We start from the raw sequence: 25,192 nt of genomic DNA, 5'->3' as shown, positions 1-25,192 counted from the left end.
ACCGGCACCCGAGCATTTCGAGAGAGAGTGGAATGGAGCACATAGCCTTTCTGCTCCTTGGCTTGGGTAGCGGTGCGGTCTTCGGAGCGTTGGCGCTGGCGGTCGTGCTGACCTACCGAAGCTCGGGAGTAGTCAATTTCGGCACCGGCGCAATCGCATTGCTGACGGCGTATTTCTACGCCTTTCTGCGCCAAGGGCAATTGATGATTCCGATCCCGGGCCTGCCGAAGACCGTGAACATCGGTGGCAGGCTCGGGCAATGGCCGGCGATGGCACTCGCTGCCGTAGCAGCGGCGCTGCTGGGTGCGTTCCTGTATTTCGCGGTGTTCCGGCCACTGCGCACCGCGCCTGCCGTCGCGAAAGCGGTTGCCGCACTGGGGATTGCCGTGCTCGTTCCGGCGCTGCTCGCTCAGCGTCTCGGAACCGCACCCGTCACGATCGATCCGATCTACCCGGACGGGGTCTGGAGGTGGGGAGACTTCATACTGCCGCAGGACCGTGTCTACCTCGCCGTCACGATCGTCGGCCTGGCCGCTGCGCTGATGATCTGGCTCCGATTCAGCCGATTCGGACTCGTGACGCGGGCGGTCGCCTCATCCGAGCGCGGTGCCTATCTGAGCGGCTTGTCCCCGGACCGGATCGCGGCCTACAACTGGATGCTGAGTTCGGTGGTCGCCGGCCTGGCCGGGATCCTGATCGCACCGATCACATCGCTCGCACCAGTGTCCTACACCCTGTTCATCGTCCCGGCATTGGCCGCCGCCGTGGTGGCACGCTTCGATCTTGCCGTGGTCGCGGTGGTAGCCGGTATCGGTATCGGTACGGCGCAGTCGTGGATTCAATATCTCACCACCATCCACACTTGGCTGCCGGCGACGGGTCTGCCGGAACTCGTTCCGCTGGTGCTGATTCTGATCGTGCTGGTGGTCCGGGCACGGCCGCTGCCCGCGCGGGGAGCGGTCGTGGTCCAAGCGCTCGGTTCCGCACCGCGGCCGAGACGCCCGTTCCTCGGTACGGCTGTGGTTTCGGTGGTCGCGCTGATACTGCTGACCGTCCTCGATGACCGCTGGCGCAGCGGGTTGATCCTGTCGCTGATCATGGCCGTCATCGGGCTGTCGGTGGTCGTCGTGACCGGGTACGCCGGACAGGTCTCGTTGGCGCAGTTGACGATCGCGGGCGTTGCGGCGTTCCTCGTCGGGCCCGTGACCCGGGCCTGGCATCTGCCGTTCCCGGTAGCGCCGCTGGTGGCCGCGTTCGTCGCTGCCGTGGTCGGGGTGCTGATCGGCTTGCCCGCATTGCGGATCCGCGGGCTGTCGGTCGCGGTCGTCACGCTCGCGATGGCATACGCCGTGGAAGCGGTGTGGTTCCGCAATACCGATTTCGTCAGTTCCTCCGGCGTCGCGACACCGCAGCCGTCGTTGTTCGGGTGGAATCTCGGGATCGGCGTCGGCGCGGACTATCCGCGGCTCGCCTTCGGTGTGCTGTGCCTGATGGTGTTGGCGGCAACCGTTCTCGCGGTAGCGATGTTGCGGCGCAGCAGGTTCGGCTCGCAGATGCTGGCGGTCCGGGCCAACGAGAAATCAGCAGCCGCGGCGGGCGTCAATGTGGTGCTGGTGAAGCTGATCGCTTTCGCGGTGGGCTCCTTCATCGCCGGACTGGGCGGGGCACTGCTCGCCTACCAGCAGCAGTCGGTGATCTTCGAGCCGTTCTCGGCGATGAGCTCAGTGGGATTCTTCGCAACCGTCTACCTGGCGGGCGTCACCTCGATGTCGGGCGGTGTTCTGGCCGGCGTCCTCGCTACGAGCGGGCTCCTCTACATCGCCGTCGACGAGACGGTCGGCGCGGGTGCCTGGTACCCGACCATCGCTGCGCTCCTGCTGATCGTCACCGTCATCGTGAATCCCGAAGGACTGGTCGGCCCGGTGCACGCTCTCATCGCCCGCCGTCGGCCGAATGATGTTGTCACGAGCATGGTTTCGGACGACGGCGACGACCAGGCCGCGCGCCCGCACGGCGATCCCACGAGCACCGGCGTCGACGAGTCGGGCAGGGTCGTCCTGCGCGCCGACGGAGTGTCGGTGCATTACGGGGGAGTGGTCGCACTCGACGGCGTGACATTATCGGTTCCGGCAGGTGCATTGGTGGGCCTCATCGGCCCCAACGGCGCGGGTAAGACCACCTTGATCGACGCGTTGTGTGGATTCTCCGAATGCGGCGGATCCGTGCAACTCCTCGGACAACCGATCGACGGCCTGGCACCCCATCAGCGAATTCGGCGTGGCATCGGCCGTACATTCCAGGCGCTCGAGTTGTACGACGACCTCTCGGTTCGCGAGAACGTGAAGGTAGCGGTACAGCGCGAGACGGTAACCGGCACACCGGTATCGGCGGACACCGTACTCGAGGCGGTCGGCCTCGGAACAGCGGGTGAGCGGCCGGTCAGCGAGCTGTCACAAGGGCAGCGGCAGCTGGTTTCCATCGCCCGAGCTCTCGCCGGGAATCCCTCGGTTCTGCTGCTCGATGAGCCTGCCGGTGGTCTGGACAGCGACGAAAGCCTGTGGCTCGGAACCCGTTTGCGGCGTATCGCCGCATCCGGAATCGCGGTTCTGATGGTCGATCACGATATGGACCTGATCTTCGGCGCCTGCGACCTGGTCTACGTCCTCGATTTCGGCAAGGTCATCGCCGTGGGCACACCCGACGAGATCCGGCGCAACGAGCTCGTCGCGGCCGCCTATCTCGGAAGCGAGGTGGCTGTCGGTGCCTGACACGCAACCGGTCCCCGAACAGCAGTCCGTTCTCGAATGTGCCGGGCTGGCAGTGGGATACCGCAACATCACCGTCGCCCGAGACATCGATATCGAGTCACCCGCCGGTACGGTACTCGCGGTCCTCGGCCCCAACGGCGCGGGAAAGACCACGCTGCTCAACACGATGGCGGGGTTTCTGAAGCACCGGCGCGGCTCGGTGCGGGTCGGAACGACGACACTGCACAACGGCGATCCGCGGCACGCGAACCGGAACGGGCTGGTACTGGTGCCGGACGACCGGGGCCTTTTCGTCGACCTGACCGTCCGCGAGCACCTGAAGGTCGCTCGTGACGACGGCAGTGCGCTGATAGCGACGTTGGAGCTGTTCCCCGCGCTGCGGGACCGGCTGAAGGTACGCGCCGGCGATCTGTCCGGCGGTGAGCAACAGATGCTCGCCGTGGCCCGGGCAGTCGTGCAGAAGCCCAGAGTCCTGCTCATCGATGAAATGAGCATGGGCCTGGCGCCGGTCATCGTCGAGGAACTGCTGCCGGTCGTGCGACGGATCGCAGACGACACCGGGGCGGTCGTGGTCCTGGTCGAACAGCACGTTCGACTGGCACTGGAGATCGCCGATCAGGCATTGATCCTCGTGCACGGCCAGGTGCGACTGCGGGGCTCCGCCGCGGAACTGCGGGCGAATCCGCAGCGCCTGCGCGAGGTCTACCTCGGGTCTGCCACCGCGGCCGAGGCGTGAGCCGTCCGCATCCGCGCCGAAAAGTCGACTCCGCGAGCCGTCACTCGGCTCGTGTTCACCAGAAGGGGAGAAATGAAGCTGGGATTACCTCGGACCCGGCGCGCCGTGGTCGGTGCCGCCGTCACCGTGCTCGCCGTCGCGACCGTCGCCGCGTGCAGTTCGGGAGGCAGCACGTCATCCCCGACCGCCACGGCCGACCCGGCGCTGCTGGGTCCGCCGAATGAGTCGAAGGGTAATCCGGCTGCGGCGACCGACTGCGCCAACCAGATGATCAGCGCTGGCGCGGTCGCCGTCGTCGAAGGCGCGCCGGGGCTCGTCGACCAGACCGTCGATGTGCTGTCGCCGGCCGGTGTTCCGCTGGTGTTGGACTACGCCACGTCGCAGAAGTCGCTGACTTCCCCGAACGTCTTCGGCTTGATGAACGGTGTGTCCTCGATCTTCGGCACGCCGGCCGAACTGGCCAGGCAGAGTCACGTCACCAAGGCGGCCCTGGTGACGATCGACGTGCCCGCGGCCACCGATCAGCTGGGCAAGCTGGCATTCGGCAATGTCGGGGCGCAGCTGGACGTCGTCGCCATCCCGCCGAGTACGCCCGCCTGGTTCGCGCGCTGAACGCGGTCCGAGGACAAGAGGTGACGCGTGAATCGGTGGCGGACGGCCTCCGGAACGCGCCGGCGCAGCCGTACCCGCTCACCAACGGTATCCAGTTCCAGTGCAACGGTAAGGCTTTCGCTCTCTCGCCCAACGTCTGCGGGTCGGACGTCATCGTCGCCACCACCGACAAGCAGGGCGTGCTGGGCACATACCAGGTGCTGAAGAGCGACCCGGCGCTGTTCATCCCGCCGACCCGCTGACCGACGCGGAGCGCGGCGGCGGCACGTGTCTGCGCACGACCGCTTCCGCGCACCGTGACGTCGGCTGTCTGCCGAACCGAGTGCTGACCACGGAAATCGTTGCTCTTACCCAGCCGACAAGTTACGGTAATGGTAGTGACCGAAACTACGGCCGACGCCGGTCCGCCGTACTCGGGCTGCCGGCCGCGCATGGGAGGTGGCCACGATATCGACCCGCACGACGGGCCGATATCGGTGCCGACCGACATCCGCCGACGGCGGCGCAACAGCCGCCGCAATTCACCGAAAGGACGAACACTGTGACCAGTGTGAGCATCGAACTGCCGTCGACCGGCTCGTTCAACCATGCCGCGCTCAGCTCCGGGCGGCGCTTCGAGCCCGCCGCTGTCCTCGCAGCCGACAGCACCATCCATGGCCTGGCCCCGGAGGCGGGCTATATCTGGGGCACGCTCCGCGACGACGAGGGCGGTCTGCACTCGATCATGCGACGAATCCCCGCTGTCCGGGACAACGTCAAGGCCGGCGACGACATCCGCTCACTCGGTGGCAAACTCATCCTGCTGTCCAGCACGGGCGTGGACGAGCAGCTACAGCTCCGGCGTGAGCCACGCTACGCTCCGGACAGCAACGAGATGTCGCGCCGGGTCGTGGACTCGACCACCGTCGAGCTGTCCGCACCGGCCAACGAGCACGGGCGTGCCGTGGCCCTGACGCTCACCACCGAGGGCATGGCCTACCGCGAGACGGATATCATCGACGTCACCGGCACCTTGATCGCGCCGCCGCTGCAGTGGTTCCTCCCCGGGCCGGACTCCTCGCTGCTGTATCTGACCCAAACATGGCTCGTGCAGGGCGATCTCGGCGGCAAGCGGGTGCGCGGCTTCCTGTTCTGGGAGGAGGCGTGGATGCGGGCGGGCGCCCGGCTCTACGTCGACAAGGATCCGCTGCACGATGCCGAGTACACCACCTGGTACTCGTGGGCCAACCATTACGAGGACGGCACCGCCGAGGTCGGACATTTCCTCTACGGCAACGGTCGTCTCCACGTCGGGGTCATCGGGCACAGCGACGGCAGTGTCACCAGCGCCCACACCATGGACGCGCAGATCCGGCGGAACGCGGACGGCTACTGGCACGACGGCATCGACTACACGATCGACGGCGAGGCCTGGACCTGTGATCCCGATCCGCGCGGCCGGATGGAGGGGCTGGGCCGGATCCCGAACCCGCAGCAGGAGGGCCGGATGCATCGAGTCGCCGACACCCGGGTGCCGGATGTCTGGATGGCGTGGGGAGAGTCCGTTCCGGGCAACGGTGATCGCCGTCGTTGGTGACGCGCGGGATCCGTGCACGGCTCGGGTGGATCGAGGTGCGGAAATGATCGCGGAGTACGGCGACCTGCCGACTCTGGCGGCGCAACGCTGGCCGAGCCGGACCGCGCTGAGATTCGAGGGCCGGAGGTGGACCTATCAGGCCTTCGATCAGGCGATCTCCCGAGTGGCGGCGCGACTCGTCCAGTCCGGTATCGGCGCCGGCACCCGCACATTGCTGGTGCTGGAGAGTCGGCCGGAGTATCTGTTCGCGCAGTTCGCGCTGGCGCGGATCGGCGCGGTGTTCGTGCTGCCGAACCCGTATTGGACCCGTGCCGAGATCGACCGGGTGATCGCGACCGCCGGCGCCGAGGCGATGATCTACTCGAGCCGCCACTGTGACACGGGCACCACACTGCCGATCCGATTGTCCGCCGACGTGATTTCCGATGCGTCGGCGGACGCCACGCCGGCCCGGTCTCCTCATCCGGCCGGCTCACCCGCGGATGCCGAGTTGTGCATCCCGTTCTCTTCGGGCACCACCGGACTCCCGAAGGGCGTCGTGCACACCGTTCGAAGTCTGTCCGGTGGCATCGGCCAGCTGGTCGCGCATCTGGGATTGACCGACACGGATCGGTTGCAGATCTCGCTGCCGCTCTGCCATATCTTCGGAACCTCGATGATGGGCGCGGCCCTCAGCGCCGGGGCGGAGGTGACACTGTTCGAACGATTCGACTTCGATCGCTGCCTGCGCCAGATTCAGGACGACGCGGTGACCGTGTGGCCGCTCGCCGGCGCTGTCGCGAATCGTCTGGCCTCGCTGCCCGACTTGAGCGCGGCCCGATTCCCGGGTCTGCGGTATTTCATGTGGGGAGGTAGCGCCGTTCCGGCCGAACTGGCGGCGGCCATCACCTCGCGCACGGGCATCGGGTTCCTGTGTTCCTACGGAATGACCGAAGCGTTTGCGGTGGCGTTCAATCCGGTGGGACAACCTGCGCAATGGCGCCTGGATTCCCCGGGATTCGTCGCCGCCGGAAACGAGATCAGACTCGGCCAGGGCGGCGAGATCGAGGTCCGCGGCCCGTGCGTGGCCAGTGGATACACCGTCACCGTCGAGGACGACCCGTTCCTCGCCGAGGGCTGGTTCCGGACCGGCGACGCGGGCCGCGTCGATGAGAACGAGCGGCTGTGGATCCTGGATCGGCTCAAGGACATGATCAAGGTCTCGGGTTTCCAGGTCGCACCGGCCGAGGTGGAGGCCGAGCTCTCGCGACATCCGGCGGTGACCGACGCCGCGGTGATCGGGCGTCCCGACGAGCACCGCGGCGAGCGTGTGGTCGCTTTCGTCACGCTGTCGGAAGCGACCTCTCCGGCGGACCTGCTCGAGTTCCTTTCGAAACGTCTTGCGACATACAAGATTCCGCGCGAGATCGTCATCGTCGACGAGTTGCCGCGGACTGCGGCCGGGAAGCTGCAGCGGGCGCGGCTGCGCGGGGACGGCGGCTGACGCGCTGCCCTCTGATCGAGGTCGGCGCGACGGGAGGCGGATCAGTCGATGACCTCACGAGAGTTCTCGGCCACCCGCGCGCGCAACCCATCGATGAGGGTTTCGATGCCGAAGTTGTAGTAGTCGGCACCGTGCAGATCGTCGAGATATGGGATCACCTGTGCCAGCGTCGGTGGTAGATCGGTGTCGTGGCGAGGAGCATCCGCCAGCGCAACCTCGTACCGGCCGAACAGATACGTGTGGATCATCGAGTAGGAGAGCAGAACCTGCCGTTCGGCCAAGCCCGCCTCGAGCAAAATGGTCATGATCGCATCGACCAACCGTCGATCCGAATGCAGCATCCGCTGCAACAGCAAGCCCGCAATGCCCGGATGCCTGCGCAGTTGAGCGTCGATACCGTCGATGAGCACTCTCAACCGGACATCCCAGGGCCCGGTCGCTTCATCCGGGATCGGCACGTCGGCCAGGGTGCGGCGAGCCACCAGATCCAGCAGTTGTTGCTTGTCCGCCACGTAGGAGTACGCGGCCATCTGCGATTTGCGAAGCCGCTGAGACAACCGCCGCATGGACAGCGCTTCGAGCCCGTCGGCCCGGATGATCTCCAGGGCGGCATCGACGATCTGGTCCTCGGTCAGCGAGGGGGGCCGACCGCGCCGGGACGTTGTCGCGGACCCGTCGGCGTGCGCCAGGCGGTCGCTCGTTCCCACGGATCGAGTGTACTCACCCACCTGTTCGAGAGGGGGGAGTACCACTTCCGCCCGGCCGCCGGACACCGCGTCAGATTCCGAGGCGTTCCAGCAATCGTTCGTGTGCCAGTGCCGGACCACCGAACATCAGGTCGGTGCACCGGGCGCGAACGGCGATCGTGTCGGCGGTGGCTCGGTCCAGATCAGCGGTGATGGAGGGCAGGTGCAGCGCAACCTGCCGTACCGCGTTCGAACAACCGATGTGTGCCATTGCCGCGGCGACCGAGCTCGCCTCGAGGTCGTCTCCGCCCTGGAGTCGCACCGACCGATACCAGAGTGCGGTCGCGCTCGCCCGAGCCAGTTCGAGTTCAGCCAGTTGCCTGGTGTACGCATGCCACGACTCGGCATCGGTGGATGCCGGCAGCACCTCGGACAAGCATTTCAACGCCCGGTCCACGATGCCCATCTGTTCCGCGGCGAGCACTGTGGTCGCGCGATCGACGGTGCGGTTCATGGTGCGGCCGCCGGCGCCCTCGCGGCCGATCAGGACGGCGGGAGCGTTCTCGAACCGGATGTGAGCAAGCGGTCGTGTCGCGTCCAGCGAGTCCGATTGTTCGACGGTGACGCCCGGAGCGTCACGCTCGATCAGGTACAGCGAGGGCCCGCCGACAGTGCGCGCGATCACGAAGATCTGCTCCGCTGCTTCCGCGCCCGGCACGTACCACTTCTCGCCGGTGAGCTGCCATCCGTCGCCGGCGGCCGTCGCCCGGGTCCGCACCAGAGCAGGATCCCAGGAACCGGTTTTCTCGGCTGCCGCCAGCGTCGACCGCCGCACGTCGACGCTGTTGTCCGTCGGGGAACTCGCGATGGCGAATGCCTGCGCACCAAGCCCGGCCGCCGGGAAGTAATCGCGTCGGGTCAGGGTGTAGCCGGCCGCGTAGGCGACTTCGGAAAGCGCCTTCGCGTCGTGTTGGAACGCTTTCGTGTCCCATTCGACCTCTGGAAGAACCGAGGTCGATCCTTCGTTGCGCACGATCACCCGGCCGGTGACATCCACGGCCAGCGTGTCGACAGCGCGGGAGGCTTCGGCGGTCAACTCGCCGGTAGCCGCGACCAGCGGGAGTAGGGCCTCGCGGTATGCGTTGTCGGCATCGGCCAGCAGTCGTAAGCCGAGAACCTCGGCGACGAACTCACCCGCAGCGGCGAGCACCCTCGACTCGATGGCCTCGAGCGCCGAAGCCGGGCATCCGACCGCACCGACGCGTAGTTCGCGTACGGCCGTCAGTCCGGTGAGGAGCTCGCTGAGTCGACGCCGCAGGGCGCGATCGTCCCAGGTCCACGTGGATCGCATGAGCGCGGATAGGGACTCCTCGGTCAAGGTTGCGAGGTAGTTGTCGCGCAGCTCGCGAGTGAGTGCCTTGCCGCCTGTCGTCGGTTCCATCGCGCCTCCCAGCACTGTCGTTTCGGCATTCGCTACCCAGGATGCCCACTTTTCGTTACAGTGTAAAGTATATAGGAGGCCGACCCGCTGCGGTGCGGTCCGAAGCCACTCGACGAAGGAGAGATCCATGGAAGAGGCGATGCCTGCCGCCGTTCAGGAAACCCATCGAGACGAGAAGATCTGGGCGAATTCCGGCGACTCCCACCTGATGGAGCCGGAAGATCTGTGGACTGCTCGGCTGCCGAAACGGCTGGCGGACCGGGCGCCCCGCTCGGAGCGCGGGGAGAAGTACGAGATCCTGTACATCGACGGCATGCAGATCGATCGCCAGCTCAACGACTTCATGGACGCCATGCGCCCCCCGGGGTTCAAGGATCTGAGCATCCGGCTGCAGGACCTCGATCAGGAGGGCGTGCAGAACCAGCTCGCGTTTCCCTCGATGGGGTTCTGGACCTGCACGATCCGCGATCCGGAACTCGAGAACGCGGTCGCCCGCGCGTGGAACGACTGGGCGATCGAGGATGTGATGGGCAAGCAGGACCGGATCTTCGCGCCCGCCATCGTTCCGCTCAGGGATATCGAAAACGCCGTCGCCGAGGCGTATCGCGCCGCCGAAATGGGCTTCCGTGCGCTGTACTTCCCGTGTGGCATCGAGGACGATCGCGCCTGGGGTCTCGAGCTGTGGGAACCGCTGTGGACCGCCGCAGAGGAACTCGGCATGCCGCTGTGCTGGCACATCGGCACAGGGGCGCAGAACGTCGTCTACCGCGGCCCGGGCGGTGCGGTGGTCAACTACATGGAGACCACCTACCCCGGTATGCGGGTGATCACGCATCTGGTCGCCGGCGGCGCGCTGGACCGGCATCCGGATCTGAAGGTGCTGATCGCCGAGGGCGGAGCCGGCTGGGTGCCCGCGATCGGCGACCGGATGGACGAGGCGTATCGCCAGCACGGCATGTTCGTGCGCCCGCGGCTCTCACGCCTGCCCAGCGAGATCATCCGGCAACAGGTCTACGCCTCGTTCCAGCATGACATCAGTGCCGTGCAGGTCATCGAGGACACCGGGTACGACAACGTGCTCTGGGGTGATGACTACCCGCACCTCGAAGGTACCTACGGGCATACCCAGCAGACCCTGCATACGATCTTCGACGGCGTCGACCTGCGGATCCGCGATCGGGTTCTGCGCGGCACGTTCGAGGAGCTGTTCCCGGCGGCCGTGGCTGCCTGAGTCCCGGAACGCCGCGAGCGTGCCGCCGGCACGCTCGCGGCGTGGCCGTTGTCCATCGCCGGCTCATCCTCGCCCGCGACTGCGGCACACCGTGGTCCGGGCCTTTTCATATCGAAAGGACTCCTGTGTCCGAATCTCGGGTGAACGAGAACTCGCAGTATCAGCACACCGATCCGGGGGTCGGCCTCGATCCGTCATCGCCGTTCTCCGCTCCCGAATCGGCCGATGGGATGCGCCTCTGCTATGGATGCCGCCGGTTGCAGCGCTGCCGTCTCGGTATCGAGAGCGAGCGGCTGGACGACAAGGGCGTGGTGATCAGTCACGTCGTGTGCGAGTCGGCGAACGAAGGCGGACCGGAGGTGGCTCATGGTGGCTGGACAGCCGGCGTCATGGACGAACTCGTCGGGCATACGCTTCTCCTGAACGAAGAGTTCGGGGTTACCGGAACTCTGACGGTCAAGTTCGTCCGGCCGGTTCCGATCGGATGGCCGTTGATCGGGCGGGCCTGGTTCACCGGTCGGGAGAACCGGAAGGTCTTCGTTCGGGCAACGTTGGTGCTGGCGAGTTCCGGAGCTGTTCTGGCCGAGGCCGACGCCATCATGATCAAGCGGCCCGACACTCATTTCGAACAGCATTACCAGTGGTTGGAGGGCCAGCGTGGTGCCGGGTGACCGAAAAATGGGCCTCTATACAGTTAGATATTTATGCTGTTAGGCTGTGTGGTGGATCACGCTGGCGGTGTTTCTGCGAGTGTGCCCGCTCGGTATGACCGAGCGTGTCTTTGCCCGGCGATGGAGGAGATGGTGACTATCAGTGGGCTGGAGGACCCGCGCGAGACGCTCGACGGCGAGGTCTACGAGTTCCTCGAACCAGATGCGGAAACTGCCCCCAGGGAGGCGATAGAAGCCGACCAAGAGGCCGCGGTGCTGCAGCTGGTTCGGTTCGCGTGGGACAATTCGCCGCTGTATCGCGAGCACTGGGGAGCTGCCGGTGTGTCGCCCGACGACATCAACAGCCTCGAGGACTTCACGACCAAGATCCCGACCTTGACCAAGGCCGATATCAGGGCTTTCCGGGAGCGCACCGGTGATCCCTACGGTGGTTTGCTGTGTGTGGATCCGAAGGAGCTCACTTCGGTGACGACGACCTCGGGCACGACCTCGCCACCCGAGCCGCTTCCGGAGATCTGGACCGATGCCCCGCCGCTGGCGTCGGCGTCGGCCCGCGACCTCTACGCACACGGGCTCCGCCCGGGTGATCGGGTCATCGTCCCGGTCGGCACATTTCGCAACTATTGGGATGATTTCTACCTGTCGCTGGGGCTGACCCCGGTGTTCGTGGACAGCTGGCTGGGGCAGGGGGAGTCCCTGCTGCGGACCATTCGTGCGCACAAGGTGGCCTACATGCAGGTACACCTGCCCGCGATCATGGAGTTCGAAAAGCTCGAAGCCAAGTACGACCTGCGTGAGGCATTCTCGTCGGTGAAGTTCTTCGCATTCGCCGGACAGCCGATGGGCGCGGCGCTCAAGCGTAAGGTCACCGAGGACTGGGGGGTCAGGATCGTGACCTACACCAGCGCCGGAGATACCGGAACAGCTTGGGAGGGACCGGATCTCGACGGGTTCCAGCTCTGGGAGGACACCATGCTTCCCGAGGTCCTGAACACCGCGACCGACCGGCCCGTCGCGGACATGGAAATCGGTGAACTGGTCGCGACAGACCTCGACAACCGTGCCGCACCGTATATCCGTTTCCGCTCCGGCGACCTCGTGCGAGTGACCCGGAAGCCGTCCTCGACCGGCCGGACGCACGCCCGGATGTGGTTCTCCGGCCGGCGCGGCGACGAGACCGTCGTGGCCGGCAAGGCGATCGTGATCGGTGACGTCTGGCGGCTGGTGGAATCGCTGCCCGAACTGTCGGATGGCATGTTTCAGATCCTGCGAGCGGACACGCCGATGCAGCGGCTACGCCTGCGGGTGGGGTATGCACCCGACCGGACGACCGACCTGCCCGGTCTGGAGCACCGTCTGCGCCGGCTCTTGGAGTCCGAACTGGGTGTCGGCGTCGATCTCGTCATGCTCACTGTCGAGGACATTTTGCAGTTCAGCTCCAGCGTCGCCAAGTTTCCGAGGACGGCCAAAGAATGACACGCAAGACGATGTTGGAAGCCGCCCGCAGGCTGCCGCGATCCCCGATCTACGGGATCGGTGTGTGCCGCACGGGTGACCACGGTGCTGTGGATTACGAGATCGGCTGGGACGATCTCGAACGTGACGTCGTGTGGGCGCGGCAGCAGTTGCTGGCGGCCGGGGTGACCGGCGACGATCACGTGCTCATCACTGCGGGAAACCACGAAAGCCCATGGCTGAGCCCCGTCGTGCGGGCGTTGCGTCAGATCGGGGCGACGTACACGCCGGCCGAGACCTACAGTTGGGATTCGGCCAGATTCCTCTCGGTGCTCGATCGGATGCCGATCACCGTGATCTTCGGTCTGTGCGGTGAAACGCTCGGTTCCGTCCAGGCACAGAATCCGGATCTGGCGGCGTTGCTCGAGAAGGTTCGGCTCATGTGGGCCCGGCCGGAGGCGCACATCGAGTTGGCCGCGGCGAATGTGAATTCCATGCTCGTGGCATTCCTCGGTCCGGCCCTCGGCTTGGCGCGGCCCGAGGCACCCGGAGTATTACTCGTCGATGGAGCCGAGTGGGCGATTCGGGAATCGAGTAACGGACTGCTCGTCTCGTCCACCGAGGCACGGACCGCGCGGATCGTTGATATGCCCACGGGCATATCCGGTCGAGTCACCACCGACGGCGGCACGCTGCTGATCGAACTGTGATCAAGGGTGCTCGTCCCCGAGCCCCGGGGACGAGCACCCAACCCGCGATATTTCTCGGACGAGAGGCGGCAGTGTTGTGGCCGACGATCTGGATCTCGACGATGGCATCCCGGGGTTGCTCAGGGATGGCCGATCGGTCCTCGTACGCCGTCTGATCCCGGATGACCTCGAGCTGATCGTCGACTTCAGTCGTCGGCTGTCGCGGCGCACCGTCTCGATGCGCATGCTCGGTCCGGTGGTGACGTTGGATCGGGCGGGCTTGGCCCGGTTCATGGATCTCGGCCCCGATCGCCAGCTGGCGTTGGTCGCGATCCACGAGAACCGGGCGGTCGGAGTCGCGGACTTCGTCCGCGTGGAAGGCCATCCAGGGCATGCCGAGATGACCTTCACCATCGCCGACGAATTCCAATCCCTCGGCTTGGGCGGCCTGCTGCTGGAACACATCGCCACCGCCGCCCGCGACAGCGAGATCACGATCCTGGAGGCCGACGTCCTGGCGGAGAACCTGGCGATGATCCGCACCCTGGAAAGCTCCGGTTACCCGGTCGAGTTCGGTCCGCCGGGCTCGATTCTCCATGCGGACGTCGTGCTCCGGCCCCAGGCACAGGTCACGGCGCGCTCGGATCGCCGAGAACATCAGTCCGTCCGGTCATCGATGCAGCGCATCTTCGACTCCCGGGCGGTCGCCGTGGTCGGCGCCGGCCGGAGCGCGAACAACCTCGGTCGCGCAGTGCTGAGAAACCTGGCGTCACACGGCTTTCCGGGCCGCGTCTACGCGGTCAACCCGAACACCCGGTCCGTGATGGGAGTACCGACGTACCCTTCCGTCAGTGCGATCGGTGAACCCGTCGATCTGGTGGTGGTGGCGGTAGCCGCCGAGCTCGTCCCGGAGATTCTGCGTGACTGTGCCGCTGCCTCGGTGGCCGCGGTGGTGGTGGTGTCGGTCGGTTTCGGTGAACTGGGTGAACACGGCCGAGCGACCGAACTCGACATGGTTCGCTACGCCCGGGGACAAGGAATGCGGCTGATCGGGCCGGGGAGTATGGGCATTCTCGCCCAGCAAGGTTCGCGGCGGCTGGCGGCAACCTTCTCGGTATCGCTGCCTCCGCCCGGCGTGGTCGCGATGGCCAGCCAGTCCGGGACGCTGGGTCTCGCCATTCTCGAACACGCCCGGCGGACCGGACTGGGATTTTCCGGCTTCGCGTCACTGGGGCGATCGGCAGATGTGTCACCCAACGACCTGCTCCAGTGGTGGGAGGAGGACCCTGCCACCTCCGTCATCCTGCTCGATCTCGAAAAGTACGGCAACCCAAGAAAATTCGCTCGCATCGCCCGGCGGGTCAGCGCCCGCAAACCGATCGTGACCGTCACCAGCGCGATACAGACCACACTCGACGGAATCATCGGCTCGGAGTTCGGCGGCCGCGCTGCGATCACCGATACGCTGTTCGCCCAGACCGGGGTGGTGGCCACCCGGACACTGGCCGAGATGTTCGATGTGGCAAGGCTTTTCGCATTTCAGCCAGTGCCGCGCGGTGATCGGGTCGCAGTGGTGACCAATGCGAGCCAGCCCGGCGTCCTGACCGCGGCCGCGTGCCGGGCGGCGGGACTGCGCCTGGCGTCCGTGCACGATCTGTCGCCACGCGCCGACGCGGGACGCTACGAGGCGGCCCTGCGTGCCCTGCTTGCCGACGACGCGGTCGATTCCGTTATCGCCCTGTTCATTCCGCCCTTGGCCCAGGATCCCGAAGCGATCATGGCCGCCGTGCTGCGCGCCGGCGCGTCCGTGCCCGAAAAACCCTTGCTGGCCAGCTTCGACGGCACCGAGGGCGTGCTGTCGGCAGCCGACGGCCGAGGACATGCGATTCCGAGCTACACATTTCCCGAGGCGGCTGCCGTGGCCCTCGGCCGGGCAACCGTGTACGGCGCGTGGCGTCAGCAGCCGGCCGGTATCGTCCGACGACCGGCCGGGGTGGCGGCCGATCGTGTCCATGCCGTCGCCGAGCGGGTGGGTACCGGCCCCGTCGGTACCGCCGACGTCTCGGAACTGCTGGCCGCGGCCGGGCTCGCCGTGGGGACGGACACCGGCATCTCCGGTCCGGAAGTCTCCGTATCGGTGACCGCGGACGACGTGTTCGGTCCGGTGCTCACCTTCGGCGTCCTCGGAGATCCGATCACCCTGTACGGCGATATCGCTGCCCACATCACCCCGGTCACCGACCTGGACGCAGCCCGGATGGTTCGTTCGGTCCGGGCTATTCCGCTGCTGGCCGAATGGGATGTGGATGCTGTGGTGGACCTGATTCTGCGGGTGGCATGGCTGGTCGAAGAGTTGCCCGGACTCATTCGATTGCACCTGTCGCCGGTAGCGGTCGGTGCTACCGGACAGGGCGTCGAGGTACGGACCGCCGCCCTGGTGCTGGATATGAAAGCCCATCCCTGAAAGCCCGATGCTGCCGTTGCCGGTAGCGAAGTAGATAGACGGAAGATGAATCACCCGCACCAAGATCTGTCGCTCATCGAGGCGACCGAATCGGCGATGTTGTCGAATGTGTCGGTCGGCGAGGAATTCGTTCGAATCGCGAACGCCGCTCCCGACGCACCGGCCCTGTACTGGCTGACTCCGGACGGCGTCGGCTCGCTCACGTGGAAGCAGCTGTATCAGCGAGCGAGCAGTGCCGCACACCGATTGAAGGCTCTGGATCCGGGCCGTGGCCGGGTGGCGTTGATTTCCTACAACTCCGTGGACTGGATCGTCGCGATGTATGGATGCGCGCTGGCCGGACGGCCCGTCGTTCCCATCAGTCCGGCGGCGACCGCGGCCGAGGTCACCCACATGCTGTCGCTTGCCCAGGTGACCACGGTCCTGGTCGTGGATCGTGCCGGTGACGACGCACCGCTGATCAGGGTGACCGAGGCGGCTCGGCACCTTCCGCACCCGCCGGGCGTTCACGACATCGCCGAATTCAACATTCCCTCCGATTCGCTCGTGGCGCCGGAGCCGGTCGAAGCGAATTCGGAATTCCTCGTGCAGTTCACCTCCGGGACCACCGGGGTACCGAAGGCAGCGGTGCTCTCGCACCGCGCATCCGTCAATTGCGCCCGCATATACGCTGATGGATGCACCGCACGAAAGGGAGAGATTTGGCTGAACCCGCTGCCGTTGTTTCATGTCGGCGGTTCGGTGGCCGGCCTGCTCGTCTCCCTGGAGCTCTCGAGCGCCTACGTCGTCATGGACCGGTTCAGCCCCGACACTGCTCTGCGGGTGATTCGGGAGGTCCGCCCCGCGCTCGTCGGACTGGTGCCCACCATGATCATCGACCTGTTGAACCTGCCCGGCGCCTCGGCGGCCGACTTCACCAGCGTCCGGCTGGTGATCGGCGGGGCTACCGCGGTCGATCCGAGTCTGATCGCGGACGTGGAGAGCCGCCTGGGCATCACGTTCATGGTGGCCTACGGCCAGAGCGAAGCCCCGACTATGACCGTCAGCGCGCCGGACGACTCCGCGGCCGTACGAACCCGGACGCTGGGCCGGTGCCTACCGGGCCGGGATTATCGGATTGTCGCAGCCGACGGAGGTATCGCCGCGCTGGGCGAGGTCGGCGAACTCGGTGTTCGAGGGCCCCTGACCATGACCGGTTATCTCCAGGGCGACGGCAGCATCGATCCCGCCACCGATACGGCAGGATGGCGAGGCACCGGCGACCTGTGCTCGATGGATGCCGATGGCGTAGTGACGTTCCACGGCCGAATCCGTGAAATGATCATCCGCGGTGGATTGAATGTCTTCCCGGCAGAAGTCGAGCGCGTTGTCTCGGCCCACGGGTCGGTATCGGAAGTGGCGGTTTTCGGTGTTCACGATCCGCGCCTCGGTGAAAGAGTGGTCGCGGCGATTCTTCCGTCTGCCCACCATGCGGTGGATCTCGATGATCTGGCGTCGCTGGCAGAAGAACAGCTGAGTCACTACAAGCGCCCCAGTGAGTGGATCATCGTCCGGAAAGTGCCGCGGACCAGCACCGGAAAAATTCGCAAACATCAGCTTCGGGAGTGGTACGAGAACGGTTCGATCCGAGCCGAGTGCGACGTGGTGCAGAACGACCGGTGGGGTTCCTGATCCGACCGGCTCACACCTGAGAATTTACAGGCCCCCCGGGGGGCCTGGACCTGCACAAGGGCCTGACGTGGGCAGTCCGAGGACCCTTGGTCGGGGTCCTCGGACTGCCCATCGTGGTCTGCCGGGCCCGCCGGAGGCGGTGTTGTTACAGCGTGGGCGCCACGATCGGCAGGATGATGTGGGAGGGCCGTGCCTGGTCGTGGTAGATGGTCTGCTGGGCGGTGCGCATCGTGGTCGCGGTGGTGGCGGGTTCTCCGGTGTTGAGGTTGCGGTCCCAGCGCGGGAAGTTGCTGGAGGTGACCTGGACCCGGATGCGGTGCCCGGTGCGGAAGACGTTGCTGGTCGACCACAGGTCGATCTCGTATTCGCCGGGCTCACCGGAGACGGCCCGGATGCGCTGGATTCCGTCGCAGAGGTTGCGTGAGATTCCGTCGGTGCCGACGTCACACAGCCGCACGACCCAGTCGGTGGAGGGTGCGTCGGTGGCGGCGTGCAGGCGCATGCGGATCCGGCCGGTGACCTCGAGGTCCTCGGTGAGGGGTTCACTGGTGTAGAGCAGCACGTCGGGGCGCGCTTCGGTCGCGGTTTGGGCGAACTGGCCGGCTGGGTACTCGTGGGCCATGACCAGGTTCCCGCCCCGGGTCTGCACCGGGTCGGCGGGGTCGTAGAGGTAGTGGTCGGGGGTCTGATCGGTGGCAGGCGCGTCCGGGGTGAGGGTGGCCTCGGCGCCGAGGTACCAGGGGGTGTCGACCGCGCGGGCGGGGGGCCATTCGGTTTCCTCGCGCCACTGGTTGATGCCCATGACGAAGATCTTCACCGGCGGTGCGGCATCGATTCCGTTGTCGGCGCCTTTGAGCCAGTGGTCGAACCAGTCCAGTTGCAGGTCGTCGTAGCGGATGCCGGCATGGGTGGAGGCCAGGCCGAAGTTCGTCTCGCCGATGACGCTTCCGGTGAGTGCGGCTTTGGCCGTGTGGGTCCACGGGCCGACGATCAGCCGGGCGGGCTTACCCAGAGCGGCCATGGCACTGTAGTTGTCGAGGCTTCCTTGCAGGAAGACGTCGAACCAGCCGCCGGTGTTGAGGGCGGCGGCCTCGACGCTGCTGAGTTTGCCCGCGATGGTTGCCCCGTCGGCGGTGGTGGGGTCGGCCAGTGCGCGGTGGACACCGATGTCGGGGACGTTGTGGCGGGTCACGGCGGCCGGTTGCCCGGAGGGCAGTTCCCGGTAGCCGTCGGGGACCAGCCTGTCGAGGTCCGCCATGAGCGCGCCGAGGGCGGCGAGCGTGTCGGCGGCGCGGGCGGGGTCCTGTGCCCGGGCGGCGAGTTCCCCCGCACCGGTACTCAGCGACCACGCCCCGTTGAGACCGTGCTCGATGGCGCCGCCGCGGAAGTGCAGGCCGTCGCTCGGGTCGCTCCACGTGGTCTGTGGGCTGATCGCTCGCAGCTCCGGCGGCTTGGCCAGGGCGGCTGTCCACTGGGTATTGCCGGTGTAGCTGGCGCCGACCATGCCGACCACACCGCTGCTGCCGGGTAGCCCCGCCGCCCAGCGCACGGTGTCATAGCCGTCTTCGACCTCGTAGGTGAACGGGAGCCACTCGCCCTCGGAACCGAACCGGCCGCGGGTGTCCTGATGAACCAGGATGTAGCCACGCGACACTACCGGGAACGGGTCGATAAACATCTGCAGCATCGCGCGCCGACCGTAGGGCGTGCGCTGGATGAGGACGGGCCACGGTCCGTCCCCGACCGGCCGATACACGTCGGCGCGCAGGACGGTGCCGTCGCGCATCGTGGCCTCGACATCGAATTCGACTTCCATTCCGGACATCGTTGTCTCGCTTTCTCTTCAGGTTTCGCGTGAGTGGATCAGGGGTGCCGCTCGCTGAGGCGGGGACGGAGCCCATGACGGACACGGAAGTCCGCACGGGGCTGGGCACCGTGTGGTCAGCGGATGGAGGAGCCGATGCCGAGGCCGCCGTCGACGTCGAGGACGATGCCGCTGACGTAGCCGGCGGCGGGTGAGCAGAGGTAGGCGGCGGCTTCGGCGATGTCGTGGGGTGTGCCGGTGCGGCGTTGGGGGATCTTGGCGATGAGTTTGTCGCGGGCGGGGCCGTTCATGGAGGCGAGCATGGGGGTCTCGATGAGGCCGGGGGCGATGGCGTTGGCGGTGATGCCCTGGCGGGCGACCTCGAGAGCCAGGGTGCGGGTGAGCCCGACGATGCCGGCTTTGGCCGCGACGTAGTTGGCTTGGCCGAAGTTGCCGCGCCAGCTCATCGAGGAGAACGACACGATGCGCCCGTAACCGCGGGATCGCATGTGCGGCAGCACCGCTCGCGCGCAGTAGAACGATCCCGACAGCGAGACGTCGAGCACGGCGTGCCAGTCGTGGTCGCCGATGTCCTCGATGCGGTTGTCGCGGATGATGCCCGCGTTGTTGACCAGCACGTCGATGCGGCCCAGGCGTGCGGCGAGCTCGTCGGCCCAGGCGGTGACCGCCGCCGAGTCGGTGACGTCGACGGCGTGGCCGGTGCAGGTGTGCCCGGTCTCGGCTTGCAGGCGGGCAGCGAGCGCGGTGGCGGCGTCGATGTTGACGTCGGCGATGGCCACGTGCGCGCCTTCGGTGGCGAAGCGTTCGCTCATGGCCGCGCCCAGGCCCTGGGCGCCGCCGGTGACCAGGACCACCTGGTCGGTGTAGCGGTTCAACGGTTTTCCTCTTCGGTGCGGGGTGGGCGGCGGTGCAGGAACGCGGTCAGCGCCGCCGGGACATCGGTGTTGTTCCAGTGCTTCTCGAACGCGGTGAGTTCGGCGGCCAGGCCGTCGTCTTCGTGTAGGCCGGTCAGGTCGTGCAGCAGGGATTTGAAGGCCGACTGGGCCGGTCCGGCGGCGGCTGTCAGCTCGGCGGCCAGCGCGTGGGCGGTGGCGTTGAGCTCGGCGTCCGGGACGACGGCGTGCAGCCAGCCCGTGGTGGTGAGCTGTTCGGCCGGGAGCAGGGCGCCGGTGAGCGCGAGCCAGCGGGCCATCGAGTCGCCGACTTTGCGGGGCAGCCGGACGCTGGATCCGGCGGCCGGGAGCAGGTTGTTGCGGATGTGCCCGTCACCGATCAGCGTGCCCGCGCTCGCGACCACGACGTCACAGGCCAGGGCCAGCTCGAGCCCACCGGCTACCGCGTGGCCGTGCACCGCGGCCACCACCGGCAGCCGGCTGCGTTCGAACCGGGTCACCACCGCCGAGACGCGGCGCAGGAATTGCGTCGGTCCGCCCGGGTTGTCGCGAACGCTCAGGAAGTACTGCAGGTCGCCCCCGGCACAGAAGCTCTTCCCGGCGCCGGTCAGGATCAGGCACCCGACGGTCGCGTCGGCTTCGGCGTCGGTGAGCGCGGCCTCCAGCGCGTCGATCAGCTCGGGGTCGAGCGCGTTGCGGTGGCCCGGCCGGTTCAAGGTGAGTGTGCGGACCGGCCCGGAGTCGGTGACCAGGATCGGGGCAGGTGCGGTCATCGGCTGCTCGCGGTGATCTCGGCGGCGCGGTCGCGGCGCAGCTGGGCGCGCTGGATCTTGCCGCTGGGGGTTTTGGGCAGCGTGTCGACGAAGTGGATGCGCCGGGGGTAGGCGTGCGCGGCGTATTCGGTCTTGACCCACCGCTGCAACTCGGCGGCGAGGTCGTCGGAGCCGGCGGTGCCGCGGGCGAGGACGACGAAAGCCTCCACCACCTCCCCGCGGACCTCGTCGGGGGCGGCGACGACCGCGCATTCGTCGACCGCGGGGTGGCGCAGCAGCGTCGACTCGATGTCGAAGGGCCCGATCCGGTAGCCGGCCATGATGATCACGTCGTCGTCGCGGGAGGAGAACCGGATGATGCTCTCGCCGTCGATCGAGGCCAGATCCCCGGTCAGGAAATACGCACCCTCGGCCCGGAAACGCTCCGCGCCGACTCCCCCGGCATAACCCCGGAAGGTCATGAACGGGCTCTCGGCGACCACCACGGCCAGCCGCCCCGGCTGCCCGGGCGAGGCCGGCTCGTCGCTCTCCTCGGCGAGCACGGTCATCGTCCAGCCCGGCAGCGCGGGACCCATCGCCCCGTTCTGCACCGGTACTTCCAGGTGCGGATGATGCGGGAAGCCGATCGGCATGCCGAGTTCGGTCTGGCCGTAGTGGTCGTGCACCCGCAGCTCCAGCACCCGGGTGGCCCATTCGTTGACCTCCGGGGTCAGCGGCTCCCCGGCGCTGGACAGCCGTCGCAGCGCAAGCCCTTCCGGGACGGTCGCGGCCGCGGCGCGCAGGCCGCGGTAGACGGTCGGGGCGGCGGCGAAGTCGGTCACCGCGAGGTCGCGCAGCACTGCCCACGTGGTCTCGGGCGAGAAGCCACCGCGCAGCAGGATCGTCGGCACTCCGGCGGCCAGCGGTGCCACGATCGCGGTGTAGAGGCCGTAGGCCCAGCCGGGATCCGCGGCCGACCAGAACACGCTCTCCGGCCGGACGCCGAGGCCGAACTCGAGGTAGCCCTGCCACCCGGCGATGTAGCGGACCGGATGCACCACCCCCTTGGGCTTGCCGGTGGTGCCGGAGGTGAACATGTGCACCAGCGGCGCATCCCCGCCGACAGGGACCGAGGTGACCTGCCCCGGATCCGCGGCCGCCATCCGCGCCCGCAGCCCGTCGGCGGCATCATTACCTGCCACCAGCACCGACCACCGCCCCTCGGGCACCTTCGCCAGCTGATCCACGTCGGCCACCACCAGCACCACCGCGGCATCGGCCAACCGAGACCCGACCGCCTCACGGGCGAACGCGGTGAACAACGGCACGTACACCGCGCCCAGCCGCCAGATACCCAGCACCACCGCGGCAAGATCCGCGCTCTTGCCCATCACCGTCGCCACCCGGTCACCACGCCCCACCCCCGCATCGGCCAGCACCGCCGCGACCCGCCGCGACGCCTCGGCCAGCTCACCGAAGGTGAAGCTCGTGACCGGCCCCGGCCCCTCGGCCACCGTCAACGCCGTGCTCGCGGCCGGATGGCGATCGCACAGCAGCCACGCCACATCCGCCTGCGGTGCACCGAACTCCTCCAGCAGCCGACCGACACGCGCTGCGACTTCGACGTCCATCACCACTCCGTTGGGTACTAAATATAGTTCTCAAGTACCATGTAACTTACCTCACTGTGGACGCGGAGGGAAGACAGCAAATCGGCGGCTTATTTCAGGTGGTCGGGGCGTGATCGGGAATCGAGGCCATTGGCAAGCCGGGCCTTGATCGGGCGCTGTGCCCGTGGCCGCGCACGGAAGGTGGGGGGTGGCATGTGTCAAACTCGCGCAATGGCCGCACTTTCGTCCCGTGACCGATCCCCGGTGAAAACCCCCCGCCGTCGGCGGCAGGTCGACTCCGCCCGCCGCGACGATCTGCTCGCCAGCATCCAGCAGATCTTCCTCGACGAAGGATTCACCACGGTCACCATCGGGGAACTGGCCGAGCGGCTGCACTGCTCACGGGCCACGCTCTACAGCGTGGCCTCCACCAAGGAGCAGTTGGTCGTGCTGGCGACCAAGGAGTTCTTCCGCTCCTCGGCCCAGCTCATCGAACGCCGCGTGAGCGAGCACCACGACCCGCGCCAGCGCATCCTGGTCTACCTCGACGGCGTGGCCGAAGCGATGCGACGCAACTCCCCGGCCTTCTACGACGACATGGTCGCCTTCGCCCCGACCGCCGCGATCTACGCCCGCAACACCGAACGCGCCGCCGCGCGCGTGCGCGAACTCATCGACGAAGGTATCGCCGACGGACAATTCCGTTCCGCCGACGGCAACTTCGCCGCCCATCTGGTCGCCCTGGCCATCGAAGGCGTCCAATCAGGGGCGCTGCTCGAACGTACCGGCATGACCGCGGCCGACGCCTTCGCCGAGCTCGGCACACTGCTGCTCGATGGGCTGATCCGCCGACCGAGTTGAGCGACCGCCGCGGCGAGGGGCTCTGGCACAAAGTTGTTGGCGCGCTGGGGATTTGGAGGCGGGCTGGCAGTAATCGATCATGATCCGGGTGTGCTGATCTCGACGCGAGAGTCCTCCTTCCACATCTGGCCGACCTGAGTATCGAGCAGATCACCCGCCGCGGAGCCGTCCTGCGGATCGAAGCCAGCACCACCGCCCGGAGCGCATCCTGCCCGGAGTGCGCTCACCGGTCGGTGCGAGTACACAGCCGCTACCAGCGATACCTGTCCGATGCCGCCATCGGCGGTGCCGAAACGGTGATCTGCTTGCGGGTGCGCCGGTTCTACCTGCGGCAACCCCGAGTGCGCGAGAACCACGTTCGCCGAACAGGTTCCGGGCCTGACCGCCGCTCACGCCCGCCGGACCCCACTGCTGCGCGGCATGCTGGAGCGGATCGCGCTGTCGCTGGGCGGCCGGCCCGGCGAGCGACTGACCCACCGCCTGGCCGTGACTGTGTCGCGGATGACGTTGCTGCGATTGATCAGGGCACTGCCGTTGCCCGAACCCGGCACGGTGACCGCACTCGGCGTCGACGACTTCGCTTTCCGCACAGGCGCGACCTACGGCAGCGTCCTGGTCGACATGCACACCCATCGCCCGGTGGACCTGCTGCCGGACCGGCTCGGCGACACCTTCGCCGCGTGGCTGCGCGCCCATCCCGGTGCCACCGTCGTCTGCCGTGACCGTGCGGGCGGGTACGCCGAAGGCGCCCGCCGCGGAGCACCCGACGCCATCCAGGTCGCCGACCGCTTCCACCTGCTCTACAACCTCACCACCGCGGTCGACCGAGTAGTCCGCGCCCACCGCACATGCCTGCACGATCAACCCGCCGACGACGCTGTCGCCCAGCCCGTCCCCGCACCGGCACCCGTCGAAGGGGCACGGGCAGAGCTGACCCGCCAACGATGGGCCGAGGTTCATACCTTGTGGGACAAGGGAATCGGGCACACCGCGATCTGCAGAGCGCTCAACCTCGACGACAAGACGGTACGCCGCTACGCGCGAGCTGGCAGCGCCGAGGAACTGCTGACCCAGGCACTGCGACGCGGCAGCGCGCTCGACGAGCACACCGCCTACCTGGCCGAACGCTGGCGGCAGGGCTGCACCAACGCCCGGCGGCTGTTCGGCGAACTCCGCGAGCGCGGATACCGGGGCAGCGAACGTCACGTCCGCCGCCTGCTCCACACGTGGCGCGAGAGTAGTACGCCACCGGCCGCTACACCGATCACGACGCCCGAGCCACGGCAGGTCACCGGCTGGATCATCCGCCCAGCGCACAAGCGCACCGAGTCCGACCAAGCCGACCTGACCCGGATCCTCGACCGCTGCCCGGTCCTGCGCACCGTCGATCAGCTGGTCAGCGACTTCGGCGGGATGCTGCGCCACCGCCGCGGTCAGCATCTCGATACCTGGATTACCGCGGCCGAGACCAGCGGTATCTCCCAACTCCAAGGGTTCGCGGCAGGACTGGTCAAGGACTACGACGCCGTCCGCAACGGACTCACCCTCTCCTGGAGCAGCGGTGCTGTCGAGGGCATCGTCACGAAGTTGAAGGCACTCAAAAGGGCCACCTGCGGCAGGGCAAATTTCGATCTTCTCCGCCGCCGTCTGCTCCTCAACGAATGACCCGATCAGCAACGCCACCAACAACTTTGTGCCAGAGCCAGGTCCCGATGTCCGTTGACACGCCGCGCAGCGGCTTCACGAACTTGGTCAGGCGTGCTGTTCG

20 protein-coding genes are annotated in these 25,192 nt (G+C 67.3%); 14 read left to right on the top strand and 6 right to left on the bottom strand.

Features of this window, described 5'->3' with window-relative positions:
• Window positions 1–62: 62 nt before the first annotated feature.
• The 6 genes from LBW94_RS25485 (at window position 63) to LBW94_RS25460 (ending at window position 7,175) form a co-directional block, all read left to right on the top strand.
• Window positions 63–2,768 carry a branched-chain amino acid ABC transporter permease/ATP-binding protein gene (locus LBW94_RS25485; protein WP_255634847.1) on the top strand — a complete coding sequence of 902 codons (2,706 nt, stop codon included), beginning with the start codon at window positions 63–65 and terminating at the stop codon, window positions 2,766–2,768.
• The gene (locus tag LBW94_RS25480; RefSeq protein ID WP_225060531.1) at window positions 2,761–3,504 is read left to right on the top strand and encodes an ABC transporter ATP-binding protein; all 744 of its coding nucleotides are present in this window, start codon (window positions 2,761–2,763) and stop codon (window positions 3,502–3,504) included. Before LBW94_RS25485 ends, LBW94_RS25480 begins: the two co-directional genes overlap by 8 nt.
• Window positions 3,505–3,630: 126 nt before the next feature.
• Window positions 3,631–4,116, top strand: coding sequence for a hypothetical protein (locus LBW94_RS25475; RefSeq protein ID WP_225060532.1), 486 nt, complete (start codon window positions 3,631–3,633; stop codon window positions 4,114–4,116).
• Between the two features lie 20 nt (window positions 4,117–4,136).
• The gene (locus LBW94_RS25470; RefSeq protein ID WP_225060533.1) at window positions 4,137–4,358 is read left to right on the top strand and encodes a hypothetical protein; all 222 of its coding nucleotides are present in this window, start codon (window positions 4,137–4,139) and stop codon (window positions 4,356–4,358) included.
• Between the two features lie 299 nt (window positions 4,359–4,657).
• Window positions 4,658–5,692, top strand: coding sequence for a hypothetical protein (locus LBW94_RS25465; protein ID WP_225060534.1), 1,035 nt, complete (start codon window positions 4,658–4,660; stop codon window positions 5,690–5,692).
• Window positions 5,693–5,735: 43 nt separating this feature from the next.
• Window positions 5,736–7,175 (top strand): class I adenylate-forming enzyme family protein, encoded by a 1,440-nt coding sequence (locus LBW94_RS25460; protein ID WP_225060535.1) that lies wholly within the window; start codon window positions 5,736–5,738, stop codon window positions 7,173–7,175.
• A gap of 41 nt (window positions 7,176–7,216) precedes the next feature.
• Here LBW94_RS25460 and LBW94_RS25455 read toward each other — a convergent pair whose 3' ends face one another.
• Together LBW94_RS25455 and LBW94_RS25450 are read right to left on the bottom strand one after the other, a co-directional pair.
• Window positions 7,217–7,882, bottom strand: a complete 666-nt coding sequence (locus LBW94_RS25455) for a TetR/AcrR family transcriptional regulator C-terminal domain-containing protein (protein WP_225060536.1) — start codon at window positions 7,880–7,882, stop codon at window positions 7,217–7,219.
• Between the two features lie 70 nt (window positions 7,883–7,952).
• A complete protein-coding gene (locus LBW94_RS25450; RefSeq protein ID WP_225060537.1) occupies window positions 7,953–9,302 on the bottom strand; it encodes an acyl-CoA dehydrogenase family protein in 1,350 nt (449 codons plus the stop codon).
• A gap of 127 nt (window positions 9,303–9,429) precedes the next feature.
• On the opposite strand from LBW94_RS25450, the gene LBW94_RS25445 reads away from it, so the two are divergent.
• The 6 genes from LBW94_RS25445 (at window position 9,430) to LBW94_RS25420 (ending at window position 17,483) form a co-directional block, all read left to right on the top strand.
• Window positions 9,430–10,533: an amidohydrolase family protein gene (locus LBW94_RS25445; RefSeq protein WP_225060538.1), complete on the top strand. Its 1,104-nt coding sequence runs from the start codon at window positions 9,430–9,432 to the stop codon at window positions 10,531–10,533.
• Window positions 10,534–10,673: 140 nt separating this feature from the next.
• On the top strand, window positions 10,674–11,204 hold the full coding sequence (locus LBW94_RS25440) for a PaaI family thioesterase (RefSeq protein WP_225060539.1): 531 nt from the start codon (window positions 10,674–10,676) through the stop codon (window positions 11,202–11,204).
• 120 nt (window positions 11,205–11,324) lie between these two features.
• Entirely contained in the window at window positions 11,325–12,680 is a 1,356-nt protein-coding gene (locus tag LBW94_RS25435; RefSeq protein WP_225060540.1) for a phenylacetate--CoA ligase family protein, read from the top strand.
• Window positions 12,677–13,369: a hypothetical protein gene (locus LBW94_RS25430; RefSeq protein ID WP_266272042.1), complete on the top strand. Its 693-nt coding sequence runs from the start codon at window positions 12,677–12,679 to the stop codon at window positions 13,367–13,369. The genes LBW94_RS25435 and LBW94_RS25430 overlap by 4 nt, the downstream gene beginning before the upstream one ends.
• Window positions 13,370–13,445: 76 nt before the next feature.
• Window positions 13,446–15,812, top strand: coding sequence for a GNAT family N-acetyltransferase (locus LBW94_RS25425; protein ID WP_225060542.1), 2,367 nt, complete (start codon window positions 13,446–13,448; stop codon window positions 15,810–15,812).
• A gap of 45 nt (window positions 15,813–15,857) precedes the next feature.
• Window positions 15,858–17,483 carry a class I adenylate-forming enzyme family protein gene (locus LBW94_RS25420; RefSeq protein ID WP_323137926.1) on the top strand — a complete coding sequence of 542 codons (1,626 nt, stop codon included), beginning with the start codon at window positions 15,858–15,860 and terminating at the stop codon, window positions 17,481–17,483.
• A gap of 145 nt (window positions 17,484–17,628) precedes the next feature.
• Here the strand turns inward: LBW94_RS25420 and LBW94_RS25415 are convergent, their stop codons facing one another.
• The 4 genes from LBW94_RS25415 to LBW94_RS25400 form a co-directional block, all read right to left on the bottom strand.
• On the bottom strand, window positions 17,629–19,299 hold the full coding sequence (locus LBW94_RS25415) for a CocE/NonD family hydrolase (RefSeq protein WP_225060543.1): 1,671 nt from the start codon (window positions 19,297–19,299) through the stop codon (window positions 17,629–17,631).
• 125 nt (window positions 19,300–19,424) lie between these two features.
• A complete protein-coding gene (locus tag LBW94_RS25410) occupies window positions 19,425–20,183 on the bottom strand; it encodes an SDR family NAD(P)-dependent oxidoreductase (protein ID WP_225060544.1) in 759 nt (252 codons plus the stop codon).
• Window positions 20,180–20,974 (bottom strand): enoyl-CoA hydratase/isomerase family protein, encoded by a 795-nt coding sequence (locus LBW94_RS25405; RefSeq protein ID WP_225060545.1) that lies wholly within the window; start codon window positions 20,972–20,974, stop codon window positions 20,180–20,182. Before LBW94_RS25405 ends, LBW94_RS25410 begins: the two co-directional genes overlap by 4 nt.
• Window positions 20,971–22,584, bottom strand: coding sequence for an AMP-binding protein (locus LBW94_RS25400; protein ID WP_225060546.1), 1,614 nt, complete (start codon window positions 22,582–22,584; stop codon window positions 20,971–20,973). The genes LBW94_RS25405 and LBW94_RS25400 overlap by 4 nt, the downstream gene beginning before the upstream one ends.
• Window positions 22,585–22,794: 210 nt before the next feature.
• On the opposite strand from LBW94_RS25400, the gene LBW94_RS25395 reads away from it, so the two are divergent.
• Entirely contained in the window at window positions 22,795–23,424 is a 630-nt protein-coding gene (locus tag LBW94_RS25395) for a TetR/AcrR family transcriptional regulator (protein ID WP_255634849.1), read from the top strand.
• Window positions 23,425–23,802: 378 nt separating this feature from the next.
• A complete protein-coding gene (locus LBW94_RS25390) occupies window positions 23,803–25,089 on the top strand; it encodes an ISL3 family transposase (RefSeq protein WP_255634871.1) in 1,287 nt (428 codons plus the stop codon).
• Window positions 25,090–25,192 lie beyond the last annotated feature (103 nt).

Source organism: Nocardia sp. alder85J (assembly GCF_020176955.2).
Classification (GTDB): domain Bacteria; phylum Actinomycetota; class Actinomycetes; order Mycobacteriales; family Mycobacteriaceae; genus Nocardia.
This window is presented reverse-complemented; position numbering and strand designations above follow the sequence as displayed.

Coding starts and splice junctions, on each gene's coding strand:
- LBW94_RS25460 (WP_225060535.1), top strand. CDS start 5,736: ATGATCGCGGAGTACGGCGACCTGCCGACTCTGGCGGCGCAACGCTGG.
- LBW94_RS25450 (WP_225060537.1), bottom strand. CDS start 9,302: ATGGAACCGACGACAGGCGGCAAGGCACTCACTCGCGAGCTGCGCGAC.
- LBW94_RS25445 (WP_225060538.1), top strand. CDS start 9,430: ATGGAAGAGGCGATGCCTGCCGCCGTTCAGGAAACCCATCGAGACGAG.
- LBW94_RS25435 (WP_225060540.1), top strand. CDS start 11,325: ATGGAGGAGATGGTGACTATCAGTGGGCTGGAGGACCCGCGCGAGACG.
- LBW94_RS25430 (WP_266272042.1), top strand. CDS start 12,677: ATGACACGCAAGACGATGTTGGAAGCCGCCCGCAGGCTGCCGCGATCC.
- LBW94_RS25420 (WP_323137926.1), top strand. CDS start 15,858: ATGAATCACCCGCACCAAGATCTGTCGCTCATCGAGGCGACCGAATCG.
- LBW94_RS25415 (WP_225060543.1), bottom strand. CDS start 19,299: ATGGAAGTCGAATTCGATGTCGAGGCCACGATGCGCGACGGCACCGTC.
- LBW94_RS25405 (WP_225060545.1), bottom strand. CDS start 20,974: ATGACCGCACCTGCCCCGATCCTGGTCACCGACTCCGGGCCGGTCCGC.
- LBW94_RS25400 (WP_225060546.1), bottom strand. CDS start 22,584: ATGGACGTCGAAGTCGCAGCGCGTGTCGGTCGGCTGCTGGAGGAGTTC.
- LBW94_RS25395 (WP_255634849.1), top strand. CDS start 22,795: ATGGCCGCACTTTCGTCCCGTGACCGATCCCCGGTGAAAACCCCCCGC.